This is a genomic window from Parundibacterium terreum, assembly GCF_014636315.1.
Taxonomy (GTDB): Bacteria; Pseudomonadota; Gammaproteobacteria; order Burkholderiales; family Burkholderiaceae_D; genus Undibacterium; species Undibacterium terreum.
Genome location: NZ_BMED01000001.1, coordinates 265,721 through 282,094, shown reverse-complemented (window position 1 = coordinate 282,094; position 16,374 = coordinate 265,721). Strand labels below are relative to the sequence as shown.

Genomic DNA, 16,374 nt, shown 5'->3' with positions numbered 1-16,374 from the left:
GCGATCTCAAATGAACAGAAAAACAGAAAATGCTCACTTGTATGGGTGCATTTTGGTTCGCAAGGGGCAGGTGATACTATTTCGAACAAATTTCGATTTGCCAGTGATTCTGGAAATTCCCATCCGTGTATCCCCATGCCGTGGGTGAGAAGACTGGGGAGGCTGGGGTGGCATGATGCGAACCTGCAGCACGCCATATTCCAAACGCGCGCAATCTACATATAAAGCTACCACTGGCCATTAGCGACTATTTTTAAGAATGCATACCTATCGACCGACCACTCGCGTCTTGACCGTGCTGGAACTACTGCAGAGCCACGGGCGCATGAGCGGCGCCGAATTGGCGCGGCGCCTGGACGTGGATGGACGCACGCTGCGGCGCTATATCGTCATGCTGGAAGAGCTGGGCATTCCTATTACCGCCGAGCGTGGCAGGTATGGCGGCTATGCGCTGATAGCCGGCTTCAAGCTGCCGCCGATGATATTCAACGATGACGAGGCGCTGGCCTTATCCATAGGCTTGCTTGCTGCTCGCAGCCTGGGAATGGCAGAAGCCGCGCCAGCAGTTGCAAGCGCGCAGGCAAAGCTGGAAAGGGTAATGCCTCCGGGGCTGGAAAAACGGGTGAGGGCGGTCCATGAAACTGTCAAATTGGACTTGCCGCGGCCGAACGCACCGGGCAGCAATGATGCGCTGGCCGGACTTAGCAGCGCGGCCCAAATGCGGCAAAGAGTTCGCATGCGATATATGTCTGCCACCGACGAACTGACCAACAGGGATGTTGATCCTTATGCGCTGGCCTATCAAAACGGCTCATGGTACGTGCTTGGCATGTGCCACCTACGACAAGACCTGCGCTCATTCCGCCTGGACAGGGTATTGGACGTTGCCATCATGGAGCAAAAATTCCAGCGGCCGGAAGACTTTGATGCAGTTGCTCATCTTAATTTCTCCATAGCAACAATGCCCAGGGCGTTTGCGGTAGAAGTTTTGCTGAAAAGCGATTTGAAAACCGTCAAGGAAGAATTGTTTGAATGGATGGGCGTGCTGGAAGCCGCCGATGAAGGGGTGATTCTACATAGCCAGACCGAGGATCTGCACTGGTATGCGCGGGAACTCGCGCGTTTGCCTTTACCATTTGAAATACGGCACCCGCCGGAACTGTCCTTGGCGTTGCGTGATTGCGCAATCAGCTTATTGGCGATAGCGCAGGCCGCAAAATGAGCGCACACTAGCTGTCAGATGCTGCAGTGTGTCATCCTATCCCGTCGTTTTTTCGAATCAAAATCTGAATAAACCCCGGCAATATAAAGATAATTCCAGAGAACAACAAAACTGTCATAGATTACGGGCATAATAAGTCGTTTGTTTGCATTTATTTCACACCCATGTATCTGTATGCCCTTGATGAGGAAGTAGAACGTCTCAAAGCTGAACTAGCCACGCTGGCAGGTCCGGCGCGGCTCGACTTGCTTGTTGCTACTGCATGGCATCAACGCCAGCGCGATAGCCGGGCGGCAACCCAGTTGCTGGATGAGGCCGAGACCCTGTTGCGCAACAGCTCATTGATGCCGGACCAGCGGCGCGCTGTACGTGCGCGCATTGCGCTTAGCCGCGCGGAAATCGCGGCATTGCTTGGCGAATTCAGCAAGGCGGAAACTTTGTTGACGGAAGCAAAGGCCGGCTTCAACGCGGTCAATGATATCGTCGGAGAAGGCGATGCCTTGCTGGGCGAGGTCGTCATTGCCCTGGAGCAGGGGCAGATGGAAAACGCGATGCGGGCTGCCAAAGCAGCTGTGTCCAACTATGACAGGGCAGGCGAATCACTCAACCGCTTCCTGGCCGAGGCCTGGTATCTGTATCTGGAATCTTTTTCAAATCCACAGGCGGTAGAAATCAAGCTGCAGGAGCTGCAGGCCAATACTGTGGAGCCGCGACATCCCGCACTGGAAGCCCTGATCACTGCAGCCAGGGGGGAGATATTATTTTCGCCAGAACTGACGCGCTCCGCCATCCTCTTCTACCACGCCAGTGAACTGGCGCGAGAGGCCGGCCTTGTGCGCCTGTCTATCATGGCGTCGGCCAATGCCGGGGCAGCGCTGCAAAAACTGGGCGACTTTGATGAAGCCGCAGCTTGCTACGACTGGGCGGTTTCCGCCGCCCGCAAGACAGGATGGCCCGCGCTGATAGGCTTTAGCCTGATGCGCCTGGGAGAATTGCTGCGTCACCTCGGCCAGCTTGAGCAAAGCCATGTGGTACTGCAAGAGGCCCTGCAGGGATTCAATATCACCAAAAGCGGCATCAGCAAGGCGGTGGCGCACGGCGAGCTGGCACACACGCTGCTGGAGCGCGGCATGCCTACCGAGGCTGCGGAAATGTTCGATGTCGCCATTGCCTTATACCGGGAGGCTGGATCGCGCAATAGCCTGGCCGAGCACCTGATCTGCCAGGCACGCGCACTTTCATCCGCCGGCAAATCCGGCGAGGCCCTGGATGCGATCGCCGAAGCCCGCACACTGATCAAGGAACTGGATTACGCCGCGCTGAGCGTGGACCTGCGTGAAGCGCTGGCGCAAATCCACAGGCAGCATACCTTGCCGCTGCCTGCCGGCATGACAGCGCCTAATCCCGTGCTGCATTATCTGGAAGAGGCTCTGAGGGTTGGGGCCGAGATAGAGGGATGGCTGGCGCCGTCCAAGCTGCTGCTTGCACTGGGTGAGGCCTGGTCCAACATCGGCGACGGCAAAAAAGCGTTTGACTATGCGAAGCAAGCGATTGCTGCCGACCAGCGCGAACGCAACAAGCAAGCGAGCAACTGGGCCACGCTGATGCAGGTGAGGCATGAAACCGAGCGCGCGAAAGCCGCAGCGGAGCATCACCAGCAGCTTGCAGCGACGCTGACCGAAACCTCGCACACACTGGATTTGCTTAGCAAAATCGGCCAGGAGCTGACTGCCAACCTGAATCCTGAGAATGTATGCAATGCCTTGCACCGCCACCTGGGTACTCTGCTGGATGCGTCGCACCTGTCCATCTGGCTGCTTGGTCCTGACGGAAAAGCGCTGGATCTGTGCCACCACGTAGAGAACGGTGTTGTCGTCCCCGACTACAACGCAGCCTCTTATAAGGATGCCTACAATGCGCGGCGCTGCATCGCTGAATGGCAAGAAGTACTGCTGGACCTGGATGCGACCAGCAACACCGGCGAACAGTTGCCCAGTGCTGCCGACTCTATACAGATCCGCACAGCGCTGTTCGGCCCCTTGATCGTCGGGGAGCGTGTGCTGGGTGCGATGTCGATCAAGTCCGGCAACCAGGATGCCTACGGCGAACGGCAGCGCCTGATTTTCCGTACGCTTTGCGCCTATGGAGCCATCGCGCTGGATAATGCAAACGCACACCGGGATCTGCAGGAAACCAAAAAGAAGCTGGAGCAAGCCTTACGCGAACTGGAGGATGCCAGCCTTACCGATCCTTTGACCGGCCTGCGGAATCGCCGCTTCCTGGCGCAAAACATAGAAGCAGACGTGACTATCAGCGTACGCAGCTACCAGGACAGCATGGCGACGGGCGCCAGCCTGCCCAAGGATGCCGACTTGTTGATGTTCCTGGTCGATCTTGATCATTTTAAACAAGTCAATGACAAGTATGGGCATGCAGCAGGCGACGCTATTCTGGTACAGATCAGGCAACGTTTGCAGCAAGTATTCCGCGATTCGGACTATCTGATACGCTGGGGTGGCGAGGAATTCCTGATCGTGGCACGCGGCGTTTCACGCGAGAGCGCAGACGAATTGGCTGCACGCGTATGTGCGGTAGTGGCAGACCAGCTCTTCACGATAGATGACCACACCAAGCTCAGCCAGACATGCTCGGTGGGATTTGCCTGCTATCCGTTTGTCACGAGCCAGCCGCGCGCGGTCAATTGGCAAGACGTGATAGACATCGCGGATATTGCCCTGTACACAGTCAAACACGCTGGCCGGAACGGCTGGGTCGGCCTTTTCGGCGAAGCCCATGCCTGGCCCGACCTGCTTTTGTGCACACTGAAGGCCGACCCCAAGAAGGTCATCCTGAACCAGGAGCTGCGCCTGGCATCCAACAAAACGGAAGACGAAATCAGGAGTGCGCTGGACCTGATGGCGCCGGCAATCGCGTAAAACCTGACAGGTCCAGTAGATATTATTAAATTTTAGATTTACACTGCAATCAAGCGCCGCACTGCGGCCGGCATTTAGACAATGGCGACGCTATCAAGGGTCGCCTTTTGCTTTTTTGAACAGATCAGCGAGGGAAACGCGCTCTATGGAATATGAAGTCATCGATACCCAGATATCGCCTGAAGGGCGCATGGATGTGCTGTCCAAGGCGGAAGTCGCCAAATTACTGGATAACAGCCACGGTGGGCTCTACAACATCTTCCGCAATTGCTCGCTGGCGGTGCTCAATGTAGGCAGCGGCCTGGATGACGGCAAGGAATTGCTGGAGCGTTACAAGACTTTCGATATCAGCATTATCCAGCGCGAGCGCGGCATCAAGCTGGATGTAAGAGGTGCTCCGGCGATTGCCTTCGTGGATGGCGTGCTGATCAAGGGCATACAGGAGCACCTGTTTGCGGTCCTGCGCGACATCATCTTCGTCAATGGCGAAATAGCGTCCAATCCCAAATTCAATCTCGATACCAGCGAAGGCGTCAGCGACGCAGTTTTTCACATACTGCGCAATGCCAACGCAATCCGCCCGCTGGTCAATCCGCACCTGGTCGTGTGCTGGGGAGGGCATTCCATCTCCGGCGCCGAATATGACTACACCAAGGAAGTCGGATACCAGATGGGCTTGCGCGGACTGGATATCTGCACCGGCTGCGGCCCAGGGGCAATGAAGGGCCCGATGAAGGGTGCCACCATAGGCCATGCCAAGCAGCGCATCAGCACCGGCCGCTACCTGGGAATCACCGAGCCCGGCATCATTGCGGCAGAGGCGCCGAATCCTATCGTCAATGATCTGGTCATCCTTCCGGATATAGAGAAGCGCCTGGAAGCTTTTGTCAGGATAGGGCATTCCATCGTCGTATTTCCAGGTGGTGCGGGTACTGCAGAGGAGATCCTGTATATATTGGGCATCCTGCTGCATCCTGACAATGCGGACATGCCGTTACCGCTGATTTTTACCGGCCCGGAAAGTGCTGCGGATTACTTCAGGCAAATTGATCAATTCATCGGCGGCACACTGGGGTCGGAAGCACAGGGGCGTTACAAGATTATCATCAACGATCCTGTGCTGGTGGCGCAAGAAGTTGCTGCAGGCATACGGCAGGTGCGTGAATACCGGAAATCAACCGGCGACGCCTATTATTTCAACTGGATGTTAAAAATTGATACAGAGTTTCAAAGACCGTTTGAGCCCACCCATGAAAACATGCGCAATCTTGCGTTGCACAAGAACCAGCCCAATCATTTACTGGCGGCAAACCTGCGGCGTGCATTTTCCGGCGTGGTTGCAGGCAATGTCAAAGACCAGGGCATACGCGCGATAGAAAAATTCGGCCACTTCGAAATACGCGGCGATGTGCAGATCATGGAGGCTATGGATGCTTTACTGGCATCATTTGTTGCGCAAAATCGCATGAAACTGCCCGGTAAGGCATATACCCCTTGTTATCGCGTCATAAAATAGGATAATGGGCAGAACTTGCTTCAGGGCTAGGGAGTTGCGTGAAGCGGAAGCAAGTGTTGGAAATAGACTGGCGAGAAGATGAATCAAGACCAGGAATTTACAAGGTAACCAACATCAATCGGAAAGACAAAAAATGAGCACAGTACAACAGGAAGTGGATGAACGCACCAATTTGACCGGCTCCAACAAGTTTGAACTCTTATTGTTCAGATTGGGTGCCGATGCCACTGGCGACCGTTCCGAGCTGTTTGGTATCAATGTGTTCAAGGTGCGCGAAATCGTCGCCATGCCGACTATCACCGCAGTTGCAGGCGCATTGCCGCACATGCTGGGCGTGGTGAATCTGCGCGGGCAGGTGATTCCTGTCGTCGATCTCCCCTCCGTCGTCGGCTGCAAACCGAAAACCGGTTTGAATATCATGCTGGTGACAGAGTATGCGCGTACGACACAGGGCTTCGCAGTGGAGTCGGTCGAAGAAATTGTCCGTCTGGACTGGAGCCAGGTATTGTCGGCAGAATCCAGCGGCGCAGGTGGCGGCATGGTCACCAGCATCGCGCGGCTGGATGGAGATATAGAAAATACCCGCCTGGCCCAGGTGCTGGATGTGGAACAAATACTGCGCTCGATTACTCCTAGCGACGGCAAGGAAGTCGATGCGGCGAATATGAAGAAATTGCTGCTCAAGCCGGGTACTGTGATCTTGGCTGCGGATGATTCTGCGGTAGCGCGCGGCCTGATAGAGCAGGCATTGACTGCGATGGGCGCCCCTTATGTGATGACCAAGACCGGCAAGGAAGCCTGGGAAAAATTGCAGGCCATCTCCGCTGCAGCTATCGTCGAGGGCAAGACAGTGCGCGATAAGGTCGCCATGGTGCTGACGGATCTGGAAATGCCGGAGATGGATGGTTTTACGCTTACCCGTAATATCAAGCAGGATGACCGCTTCAAGTTTCTGCCGGTAGTCATTCATTCTTCCTTGTCCGGTTCCACAAACGAGGATCACGTGAAGAGCGTGGGAGCCGATGCCTACGTCGCCAAGTTTGTGGCGGAAGAACTGGCTGCCACGATACGTGAAGTGGTCAGCAAGTAAGTCTGGAAAATACGCCCGAAAATAAGGCATACGCAAGACATAAAAAAAGAGCGCCAGCTTAAAACTGGCGCTCTTTTTTATTCAGTAACTTTTAAGTGTTCTACATGCTGCCGCTCAGCGATCTGAAGGCGCCTGGGCCGGAACTCGCTGCCAGCCGGAAGGGCAGGTTTTCACGGACGGATAATAGCCGTCCGGATTATGGCAATAGTACCAGTCGCTGGTTTGTCCCGGCTGCACGCTGGAAGGCGCGCTTGTGCTGTAGGTAGGGCCACTGATGGTTGCGGACGGTTCCACATACACGGTGGTCGGGCCAGGGCTGACGACGACTTCCGGATAATAAGAATACGGGTAATAAGCCGGGCCATAATACAAAGGGAAAGGATTCAGATAGAGTCCAAAACCTACGCGTGGACCATGATAATATCCGCCGCCGTGATAATAGCCGCCATGGCCGCCCCAACCGCCACGTCCCGGTGCTGCCCAAGTTACACTCGCTGTTGCCGCACTCAGGGCAATGAGTATCAGCAAGCTCGATTTAATCCACTTCATCATAAACCTCTGTCAAAGACGTCCCTAGGACACATTACATTCTCATATTGTAGTGTAGTTCGGAAATATTGACATGCTTGCCCAATTTACAGCTTGTAACCAATTGTTTAGCTGCGATACATGCACTATCCGCAAGACAACAATCAGGATTGAAATGATTGCGCCGGCGCCGATTTGGGATACCAGCGGGCATACGCGCGCAACTGGTGCTTGTCGCGATCCTCTCCCTGTGGCAACCAGTTCTGGTGTCCGCAGGCGGCACGGGCCAGAAAATCCAGCCAGACTGTATGACTGCGAAGGACCCGCTGCAAGCGGTGACGGGCGACAGGATTAAACATGCCCTGCCGGGAAAATAGTTGGCGCGGATTTTTCTTTACCCACAACCAGGAACCCATTTCCAGCGTCAGCGGCAAGAATACCTGGCCGGCGCCGGCGGAGTCCAGATAGAGATAATCCCAGACGTCGCCATGGGTCAGGTATTGGCGGCTTTGCGGTTCAAAAATATAGTTGTGGTTCGGGTAGCTTTGGCTGAACAAGTCTTCCAGTGCACAGATATCAGGCAAATGCAGGATGGGGTTCACCGTATGGGCGTGTGGGAACCAGATGCGGTCGCGCAGGCCAAAACCGGAGTGGCAATCCAGTGCAATACTGAATCGTCGGCTCAGCAACTCTTTCCGCACAACCCTGCAAAGTGCTTCATTTTCCACCTCCATCGGTGCGCCGGCAGCGCCACGGAACCAGGGCAGGTGATGGCTGATCCTTTGCCCGCCCAGTAAAAAAGGTACTTTATCCAGTGCATCGACAGGGGCATTTCTCATCAGGTCGATGCCACGGGGATTGCAGCGTGTCGATTGATACATGCCCCCGGGGTTGATGAGGGGCATAAAAACCAGCCTGACCCGCTCCAATTGCTGGTGTAATAGATGATCCCAGCGCAGACGTTCCAGCAAACTGCCGAGGAAACTGAGCAAGACCTGAGTGCCTATGCGCTCGAGTCCATGAATGCCGCCAAAAAAGCCGACTGCGGGAACATCCTTGTCCGGATTGCCCATCGCAATTGAATAGACAGGCAACTGTCGCTTGCCCATGGATATCTCGCACTCCGTCTTGACGTCCAGATGCAATTCTTTAGCTTGCCCAACCGCCTTCTGTATCAATCCGATCAGACGCTCAAGCTCTAGCAGTTCAGGGAGTTTATGTTCCAGCATGGCGGTAGCGAGGCGATTCCTTTTCAGGTATTCGGATTCTTACTATCATCCTCGCATTCCATGCATAAGGCTATCCCGGCGATACCTTTGCAGCGGTTTTTGCCACGTATTTCGATGCACTTCAATCCAAATTCAGTCCGAAATTTTGCCTCGCATCGCTTTAATCATGCTGCGATTGCTTTTTCCGTCCAGGCGCCTGGTTTGCGAGCCGCGGGTGGGCCTGGTTGGCCGCCGTGTTTTCGGCAGCGTCGCAACGCTCGCGATCAGCTCGTGGAGCCGCAGCAGTGCTTCCTCCTTGTTCCTGTCCTGGCTTCTTTGGGTCTGAGCCTTGATGATGACCACCCCGTCCTTGGTGATACGCTGGTCGTTCAGTTTCAACAGCCTTTCCTTGATTGTTTCAGGCAAGGAGCATGCAGCAATATCGAATCGCAGATGGATGGCGCTGGAAACCTTGTTGACGTTTTGTCCACCGGCTCCCTGCGCGCGGATCGCGGTCAATTCGACTTCATGCTCGGGAATAGGGGTAATCATTTAGTTCAATCCGGTTTTTCGTCTTATTTTTCGTTTTATTTTCCATCTTAAGCCCGCATTTTATAGGCTTTGCAGCAATTTTCCGGCCGATAGCCGCTTTTATAGCAGGTGAGGGGCGTATTAAGCGCTTCCCATGCCACTTTTAGCCTGCATATCTTGTTACACTCCGTTGTCCGCAAATTTTCGGATTATTTCGAAGTCAACATTTTCAATGAAAACCCCAAAAAGAGTACAGCCGCTGGTCGACGAGGGGCTGATAGACGAAGTCCTGCGCCAATTAATGAGCGGCAAGGAAGCGACCGTGTATGTCGTGCGCTGCGGCGAAGAAATACGCTGCGCCAAAGTCTATAAAGAAGCCAGCCAGCGCAGCTTCAAGCAGGCGATCTCTTACCAGGAAGGGCGTAAGGTAAAGAACAGCCGCCAGGCGCGTGCGATGGAAAAGGGGACGCGCTACGGACGCAAGATGCAGGAAGAAGTCTGGCAAAACGCCGAAGTTGATGCCTTGTACCGTCTGGCCGCCGCCGGAGTGCGCGTACCTCGGCCGTATATCTGCTTTGAGGGCGTATTGCTGATGGACCTGGTGACCGATGCCGGCGGTAATGCGGCCCCGAGGCTGAATGACGTCGTGCTGACCGAAGCGCTGGCGCTGGATTACCATGCGCAATTGCTGAAACAGGTGGTGCTGATGCTGTGTGCCGGCGTCATTCATGGCGATTTGTCGGAATATAATATCCTGGTAGACGAGCATGGCCCGGTCATCATTGACTTGCCGCAGGCAGTGGATGCCGCAGGCAATACCAGTGCGGAGATGATGCTGGAACGCGATGTGGCCAACCTGGCCAATTACTTCAGCCAGTTCGCGCCGCAACTGGCGAGCAGCCAGTATGGCAAGGAAATCTGGAAACTGTATGTGGCTGGTTTATTGCAGCCCGACAGCATATTGACCGGCAGGGTCAAGCTGGACCATAGGCCTGCAGATGTCGGCGCCGTCATGAGAGAGATGGAAATTGCCCGCCGCGAAGCCGAGGACGAACGTTCCCGCTTCCAGCAGCATGGAATATGATTAATATAGTAATGCCCCTGAAATGGGCTGATTGGAGTTGAAGAATGACCTACGAAGAATACCTGGACGAAGTGACCACCTTATTGACAGAGATGTACAAGCTGTCCGATGAGGCGGCGATCAAATACGTGATGCGTGCGCAAGCGGCAGACTATTTTACTCTGCACGACGACGACCCAGCGATGCGCACCCAGGAACGTGCGATCCAGGACGCAAAAACCGTCTTTGAGCAAAGAAATAAGTCCCGCCCCGAGATATATCGCAAAAATAAATCAAAATAAGGCAAAAATCCGGGATAAAAAATCCAGATTGCTTGTCTATACACTCTTGCGGCCCGAACCTTGCCGGTATCGGGCCGCATTCTATTCAAGAAGCGACTATACATAAATCAATAACACCCCCTGAAAGAAGCCATGGCACGTTTCCGTAAGCTGTCCCGTAAATTACTCCTCGTCCTGCCCATCTCCCTGTCTTTGCTCTCCTTGCCGGTCTTCGCCGACAGCTCCACGCAGTCTTCTGCGGACGCGGCCGAAGCATCCAAGTACGATTTGCGCGAGCACTACACCAAGTACGAATACCGTATTCCCATGCGTGACGGCACCCGCCTCTTTACGGTGGTGTATGTGCCCAAGGACAGCTCCAGGTCCTACCCCTTCTTGGTCGGCCGCACGCCTTACGGTGTCGGCGTTTATGACCAGGGGCAATCTCACTATGGTGTGGATTACTATCCTCCTGCACTAGGACCATCCCGCGATTTTGAAACCAGTGGTTATATTTTCGTCAACCAGGATGTGCGCGGCCGCTACATGTCCGAGGGAAGTTGGCAGGAAATGACCCCGCATCAAAAGGCCAAACGCGAAGCAGGCGAGGGCAACGAAAGCCAGGACATGCACGACACCGTGGAATGGCTGCTGAAGAATGTACCTAACAATAACGGTAAGGTCGGCATCTGGGGAATTTCCTACGGTGGCTTCTACACCTCGGCCAGTATCATAGATTCCCACCCTGCGATCAAAGCGGCATCACCGCAAGCGCCTGTGACGGATTTGTATATGGGTGACGATTCCTATCACGGTGGCGCCTTCATGCTGGCTGCCAATTTCGGCTTTTATTCCGCATTCACCAAAGAGCAAAATCCAACGACGCTTCCCAAGCGCTGGGACGGTTTTGACTTTGGCACGGAAGACGGCTATGAATTTTTCCTGTCTAAGCTGACGCTGCCAAACATCACCGGTACGCTGACACCAAAGCAGCGCGAACTGCTGATGCCGACCATAGAGCACACGACCTATGATGACTTCTGGAAGACGCGTAATATTTCGGCCCACCTGAAAAATATCCACGCCGCCGTTCTGACGGTTGGCGGCTGGTATGACGCGGAAGATGTGCAGGGTCCATTTACCACCTATCGCGCCATCAAGAAGAACAATCCCGGAATTTATAACGGCCTGGTCATCGGCCCCTGGTCGCACGGAGGCTGGGCTCGCGGTGACGGCAAATCCCTGGGCAACGTCAGCTTTGACGCAAAAACCTCGGAATACTATCGCAAGAACATCGTATTCCCATTCTTCGAGCAATACCTGAAGGGTGGCAAGGATGGTGCAGCGAAACCTCAACCGGAAGCACATGTATTTGAAACCGGCACCAATATCTGGAAGACCTACGCCGCCTGGCCGCCTCAGCAAGCGCAAAACCGCACCCTGTATCTGGGCGCTAACGGCAAGCTGAGCTGGCAACAACCGGAAAACAGCGGCTCCGCCTACGATGAATACATCAGCGATCCGAAGAAACCTGTGCCTTTCGTCGGCTACACCACTAATTCCGTCCCTAAAGAATACATGGTATCAGATCAGCGCTTCGCGTCCACCCGCCCGGACGTACTGGTGTACCGCAGCGATGTACTGGAAGAAGATGTCACGCTGGTTGGACCGGTCATACCTAAATTATTTGTGTCGACTACCGGTACCGACGCAGACTGGGTCGTGAAACTGATTGACGTTTATCCGCCAGAGTACCCAGCGGTAAAGAATAGTGCCGAGAGGGGCAGCGACGTGCCTCCGCCGTCATTGACGATGGCCGGTTATCAGCAACTGGTGCGCGGCGAGCCTTTGCGCGGCAAATTCCGTAACAGTTTTGAGAAAGCCGAAGCCTTCACGCCGGGCAAGGTGGAAAGCCTCAGCTATAACATGCCTGATATCAATCATACCTTCCGGCGCGGTCACAGGATCATGGTACAGATACAAAGCTCCTGGTTCCCGCTGGTAGATCTGAATCCCCAGACCTTTGTCGATATCCCGCATGCAAAACCCGAGGATTTCCAGAAGGCGACACAGCGGGTATTCCATGCGCCGTCCCAGTATTCCGGCATAGCGGTTCAGGTATTGCCGACTGCAAAATAAGCGCATGAACGCACCATAAATAAGAAATAAGATCAAACAAAAGGGAAAACATGAAACATAACAATAAAATCATCTTCCGCCGTAGCCTGCTGGCAAGTCTGCTATGCCTGTCATTTTCCAGCTACGCAGCCACTTCTAATAACCTGGTGCTTGAGTCGCAAACCATGGACAAGAGCGTGGATGCCTGCACGGATTTTTACAAATATTCAAACGGCAAATGGCTGGCGGAAAATCCTATTCCTGCGGATCGTTCGCGCTATAGCGCGTATGACGAAGTAACCGAGCGCAATCTGGCTGCGCTCAAGGGTATCGCCGAGGCTGCGGCTGCCACACCTGACAGCGGTAGCGCTGCATCCCGCCTGGTAGGCTCTTACTACCGCAGCGGCATGGATGAGGCCCGGATAGAGGCTGAAGGCTTTAAGCCCTTGGCCGCCGAACTGGCGCAGATAGATGCCATCAGCGACCGCAACCAGTTGTTACCGTTGATCGCCAGGCAGCACCAGATAGGCGTCGGCTCGTTGTTCAATTTTTACATCGACCAGGACGCAAAAAAGACTACGCGCTATATCCCTCAGTTGGTGCAGGGCGGCCTGGGCTTGCCTGACCGCGACTATTACCTGAAGACTGATGCGAAGACCGTCGAGATCCGCAAGCAATACCTGGCCTATGTGGAAAAAATGTTTGGCCTGCTTGGCGATACACCGGAAGCAGCAAAGAAAAATGCCGCCGCGGTGATGGCGCTGGAAACACGTCTCGCCAAGGCATCCATGACCAAGGTGCAGTTGCGTGATCCCCTAGCCAGCTACCATTTGCTGGATTTGAATGGCCTGAAGAAAGTCGACAGCAAAACCGCCTGGAATGTGTATTTCCAGGATCTGGGTCTGGCTGATCCGGGACAATTCAATATAGGGCAACCCAAGTTTTTTGCAGAAGCAGGAAAAATGCTGAATGGCCTGCCTTTGTCCGACTGGAAGACTTATCTGCGCTGGAATCTGGTCAACGCCAGGGCCAAGGATCTGTCTACTGCCTTCGTCAACACGAATTTTGATTTCTACGGCCGCACGCTGGCGGGCACCAAGGAGTTACAGCCACGCTGGAAACGCATCCTGACCAATATTGATGCCAACATGGGCGAAGCCATGGGTGAATTGTATGTCGCCAAATTCTTCGGCCCTGAAGCAAAGGCCGGTGTGCTGGAAATGGTCGGCAACATCAAGGATGCAATGCGCGACAGTATCGGCAAGCTGGAATGGATGTCTGACACAACCAAACAGCAGGCGTACAAAAAGCTGGATACGCTGGTCGTGAAGATCGGCTATCCAGATACGTGGCGCGACTATAGCGCATTGAAAATCGATACTGCCTCGTTTGCCGGCAACAATATGCGCGCTGCGGAATTTGAGTTCAAGCGTAACCTGGCCAAGTTGGGCAAACCCATCGACCGCAACGAATGGGGCATGACTCCACCGACCGTTAATGCCTACTACAACCCGACCATGAATGAAATGGTATTCCCGGCGGGTATATTGCAACCGCCTCTCTACCATGTGGGTGCCGATGCGGCTGCCAACTACGGCAATACGGGTGCCACGATAGGCCATGAATTGACGCACGCCTTCGACGATGAAGGTCGCCAATACGATGCACAGGGCAACCTGAAGAGCTGGTGGAGCAAGGATGACGAGAAAAAATTCCTGGTGCGCGTAACGGCCATAGAAAAGCAGTTTGATGAGTTCAACCCTATCGACAAGCTGCACATCAATGGCAAACTGACAGCCGGCGAAAACATCGCTGATCTTGGCGGCATGAAGATTGCACTGGCAGCGTTGCGAAAATCCCAGGCACGCAAGCCTCAGCCTGCGGAAATCGACGGACTCACGGTCGAGCAACGCTTCTTTATCGCCAACGCGCAGAGTTTCCGCGGGTTGATGCGTGATGAAAAGCTGCGCTTGCAACTGGCTACCGATCCTCACGCGCCGGAGAAATACCGCGTGCTGGGACCGATCGCCAACATGCCTGAGTTTTCTCAGGCGTTCAACTGCCCAGCCGCAAGTTCGCCGCTGAGGCCGGACGGTAAACGCGTCAATATCTGGTAATAGCCGTTGTTTCCCCCTCCGTAGCTGCCGGTTTCAGCGCTACGGAGGGCGTGATTGCAACACCGGACATCCCCGGCAGTTCGGCAAGCTTGTACAATTCATATCCTATACAAAATACCTGCGGGATAAGAATTGCTCACCACCTTCCTTCTGTTGGGCCTTGCCATCGGCGCAGCCTGGTTAAAGCCCATCCCGATTACAGCCCGATTTTCTTTGCATCCCTGGCTGCTGGTATTCAGCCTCAGCGTCATTAGTGGTCTTTTTGCCAGCATACTGAACATTGCAGCAGTAGCCGCCTTGGTAATCTTCACCGTTAGCGCCTATCTGGTCGTGCGTCCGCAAGCCCCAAGGACCCAGCGGGTACTCTTTGGCGCAATAACTACCATGATTGCATTAGCACTGGCCATGCATAAATTGCCGGGCTTCAATAATCCAGTTTTGCTCCCTGACAGCCGATTCTCTGCCAATGCCGAATTATTCAGGCAATACGCCAATTTTGATAAAGGCGCCGTGGGCTTGGTGCTACTGGCTTTCCTGTGCAAGCGAAGCATGTCCTTTGCCGAATTGGGCGAAGCCTTTCGCCGCGCGCTGCCAGTAGCTGGAATGACTATCGTACTGGTGATGGCAACCGCCATTCCTATAGGCTGCCTGCAGCCGGACTTCAAGCTGCCTGCCTTTACACCAATCTTTTTGCTGACTAATTTGTTCTTGACCTGTATTGCGGAAGAAGCATTTTTCAGAGGTTTTTTGCAAGACCGGCTAGGTAGGACACTGAAAAAACTACGATGGGGTGGGGTAGTCGCAATCGTGGTTTCTGCCGTGCTGTTTGGCCTGGCACATGCGGGAGGCGGGATGAAATTCGTCCTGCTGGCGACTTTGAGCGGCATCGGCTATGCGTATGCCTATCAGATCACAAAGAAAATCGAAGCGGCGATCCTGGCGCATTTCCTGCTGAACGCTGTACATTTTCTGTTCTTTACCTATCCTTACCTGCAACAAGCTTAGCGCAGGCGAACCGGAGACCCGCCACTCCTTTTTTTCGATAACGCAATCACGCTCCGAGCTGCTCATGCAGTTCGTAGCTCATCACAGCCAAAAAGGCGACCAGGCCGAGGTACAGCACGCCGTAGTTCACGCGGGTATTAATCGGCACGTCATAATAGCCTTCCGGCATTCCTGAGCCGGCGTCCTTCGACAGCGCCAATTTCAATTGCGGATAAGCCATGATCGCGATCAGGATCAGCATAGGGCTGGGCCGATACAGGAACATTGCAATCAACAAGGGTACGCCCGCCAGCCAGACTTTGGGCGAGATGATTGCGGTGATCCTGCCGCCATCCAGCGGTGAAATCGGGATCAGGTTGAACAGGTTCAACATGAAGCCGGAATAAGCAATTGCCATCACCAGACTGCTGTCATTGCTGCGGGCATACCAGTAGCAGGCGATTGCGCCAAGCGTGCCGGCAATAGGGCCTGCAAAACCGATATAAGCCTCGGTTTCTACATCATGCGGAAGCTCTTTCAGCTGTATCCAGGCACCGACAAAGGGAATGAAAGTCGGCGCACCGACATCCAGCCCGCGCTGGCGCGCAGCAATATAGTGTCCCATTTCGTGCACAAAGATCAAAAGCACAAAACCCGCAGCATATTGCCAGCCAAACACCCAGGAATAGGCGATTAGCGAGATCAGCATGGTGCCGCCGGTTAGCCACAGTTTGCCCAGCTTACCCGCAACAAAGAGCCAGCCTAAAAGTTTTAACATCC

General features: G+C 54.4%; 13 protein-coding genes. 9 read left to right on the top strand and 4 right to left on the bottom strand.

What is annotated here, in order from left to right; translation table 11 throughout:
• Nucleotides 1-259: 259 nt before the first annotated feature.
• The 4 genes from IEW12_RS01270 to IEW12_RS01255 all read left to right on the top strand — a co-directional run bounded on the left by IEW12_RS01270 (nt 260) and on the right by IEW12_RS01255 (nt 6,764).
• Complete coding sequence (locus IEW12_RS01270) at nt 260-1,222, top strand: helix-turn-helix transcriptional regulator (protein ID WP_188564188.1); 963 nt, start codon at nt 260-262, stop codon at nt 1,220-1,222.
• Between the two features lie 164 nt (nt 1,223-1,386).
• Nucleotides 1,387-4,158 carry a diguanylate cyclase domain-containing protein gene (locus tag IEW12_RS01265; protein ID WP_188564187.1) on the top strand — a complete coding sequence of 924 codons (2,772 nt, stop codon included), beginning with the start codon at nt 1,387-1,389 and terminating at the stop codon, nt 4,156-4,158.
• Between the two features lie 145 nt (nt 4,159-4,303).
• Complete coding sequence (ppnN, locus tag IEW12_RS01260; protein WP_308789104.1) at nt 4,304-5,674, top strand: nucleotide 5'-monophosphate nucleosidase PpnN; 1,371 nt, start codon at nt 4,304-4,306, stop codon at nt 5,672-5,674.
• 133 nt (nt 5,675-5,807) lie between these two features.
• The gene (locus tag IEW12_RS01255; protein WP_188564186.1) at nt 5,808-6,764 is read left to right on the top strand and encodes a chemotaxis protein; all 957 of its coding nucleotides are present in this window, start codon (nt 5,808-5,810) and stop codon (nt 6,762-6,764) included.
• A gap of 114 nt (nt 6,765-6,878) precedes the next feature.
• Here the strand turns inward: IEW12_RS01255 and IEW12_RS01250 are convergent, their stop codons facing one another.
• The 3 genes from IEW12_RS01250 to arfB form a co-directional block, all read right to left on the bottom strand.
• Nucleotides 6,879-7,316 carry a hypothetical protein gene (locus tag IEW12_RS01250; RefSeq protein ID WP_229750846.1) on the bottom strand — a complete coding sequence of 146 codons (438 nt, stop codon included), beginning with the start codon at nt 7,314-7,316 and terminating at the stop codon, nt 6,879-6,881.
• Between the two features lie 140 nt (nt 7,317-7,456).
• The gene (locus tag IEW12_RS01245; RefSeq protein ID WP_188564185.1) at nt 7,457-8,521 is read right to left on the bottom strand and encodes a M14 family zinc carboxypeptidase; all 1,065 of its coding nucleotides are present in this window, start codon (nt 8,519-8,521) and stop codon (nt 7,457-7,459) included.
• Between the two features lie 132 nt (nt 8,522-8,653).
• A complete protein-coding gene (gene arfB / locus IEW12_RS01240; RefSeq protein WP_188564184.1) occupies nt 8,654-9,052 on the bottom strand; it encodes an alternative ribosome rescue aminoacyl-tRNA hydrolase ArfB in 399 nt (132 codons plus the stop codon).
• A 211-nt stretch (nt 9,053-9,263) separates the two neighbouring features.
• Between arfB and IEW12_RS01235 the strand changes: the two genes are divergently transcribed.
• The 5 genes from IEW12_RS01235 (at nt 9,264) to IEW12_RS01215 (ending at nt 15,615) form a co-directional block, all read left to right on the top strand.
• Nucleotides 9,264-10,115, top strand: a complete 852-nt coding sequence (locus tag IEW12_RS01235) for a PA4780 family RIO1-like protein kinase (RefSeq protein WP_188564183.1) — start codon at nt 9,264-9,266, stop codon at nt 10,113-10,115.
• Nucleotides 10,116-10,159: 44 nt separating this feature from the next.
• Nucleotides 10,160-10,396 carry a hypothetical protein gene (locus tag IEW12_RS01230; protein WP_188564182.1) on the top strand — a complete coding sequence of 79 codons (237 nt, stop codon included), beginning with the start codon at nt 10,160-10,162 and terminating at the stop codon, nt 10,394-10,396.
• A 132-nt stretch (nt 10,397-10,528) separates the two neighbouring features.
• Nucleotides 10,529-12,514, top strand: a complete 1,986-nt coding sequence (locus IEW12_RS01225; RefSeq protein ID WP_188564181.1) for a CocE/NonD family hydrolase — start codon at nt 10,529-10,531, stop codon at nt 12,512-12,514.
• 50 nt (nt 12,515-12,564) lie between these two features.
• Entirely contained in the window at nt 12,565-14,610 is a 2,046-nt protein-coding gene (locus tag IEW12_RS01220; RefSeq protein ID WP_188564180.1) for a M13 family metallopeptidase, read from the top strand.
• Nucleotides 14,611-14,742: 132 nt separating this feature from the next.
• Nucleotides 14,743-15,615 carry a CPBP family intramembrane glutamic endopeptidase gene (locus IEW12_RS01215; protein WP_188564179.1) on the top strand — a complete coding sequence of 291 codons (873 nt, stop codon included), beginning with the start codon at nt 14,743-14,745 and terminating at the stop codon, nt 15,613-15,615.
• 46 nt (nt 15,616-15,661) lie between these two features.
• Here IEW12_RS01215 and IEW12_RS01210 read toward each other — a convergent pair whose 3' ends face one another.
• On the bottom strand, nt 15,662-16,372 hold the full coding sequence (locus tag IEW12_RS01210; protein ID WP_188564178.1) for a site-2 protease family protein: 711 nt from the start codon (nt 16,370-16,372) through the stop codon (nt 15,662-15,664).
• Nucleotides 16,373-16,374: the final 2 nt, after the last annotated feature.

Excerpts from the sequence above, each read along its gene's own strand:
- IEW12_RS01210 (WP_188564178.1), bottom strand. The coding sequence starts at position 16,372 with ATGTTAAAACTTTTAGGCTGGCTCTTTGTTGCGGGTAAGCTGGGCAAA.
- IEW12_RS01235 (WP_188564183.1), top strand. The coding sequence starts at position 9,264 with ATGAAAACCCCAAAAAGAGTACAGCCGCTGGTCGACGAGGGGCTGATA.
- IEW12_RS01225 (WP_188564181.1), top strand. The coding sequence starts at position 10,529 with ATGGCACGTTTCCGTAAGCTGTCCCGTAAATTACTCCTCGTCCTGCCC.
- IEW12_RS01265 (WP_188564187.1), top strand. The coding sequence starts at position 1,387 with ATGTATCTGTATGCCCTTGATGAGGAAGTAGAACGTCTCAAAGCTGAA.
- IEW12_RS01245 (WP_188564185.1), bottom strand. The coding sequence starts at position 8,521 with ATGCTGGAACATAAACTCCCTGAACTGCTAGAGCTTGAGCGTCTGATC.
- IEW12_RS01255 (WP_188564186.1), top strand. The coding sequence starts at position 5,808 with ATGAGCACAGTACAACAGGAAGTGGATGAACGCACCAATTTGACCGGC.
- arfB (WP_188564184.1), bottom strand. The coding sequence starts at position 9,052 with ATGATTACCCCTATTCCCGAGCATGAAGTCGAATTGACCGCGATCCGC.
- ppnN (WP_308789104.1), top strand. The coding sequence starts at position 4,304 with ATGGAATATGAAGTCATCGATACCCAGATATCGCCTGAAGGGCGCATG.
- IEW12_RS01230 (WP_188564182.1), top strand. The coding sequence starts at position 10,160 with ATGACCTACGAAGAATACCTGGACGAAGTGACCACCTTATTGACAGAG.
- IEW12_RS01270 (WP_188564188.1), top strand. The coding sequence starts at position 260 with ATGCATACCTATCGACCGACCACTCGCGTCTTGACCGTGCTGGAACTA.
- IEW12_RS01220 (WP_188564180.1), top strand. The coding sequence starts at position 12,565 with ATGAAACATAACAATAAAATCATCTTCCGCCGTAGCCTGCTGGCAAGT.
- IEW12_RS01250 (WP_229750846.1), bottom strand. The coding sequence starts at position 7,316 with ATGATGAAGTGGATTAAATCGAGCTTGCTGATACTCATTGCCCTGAGT.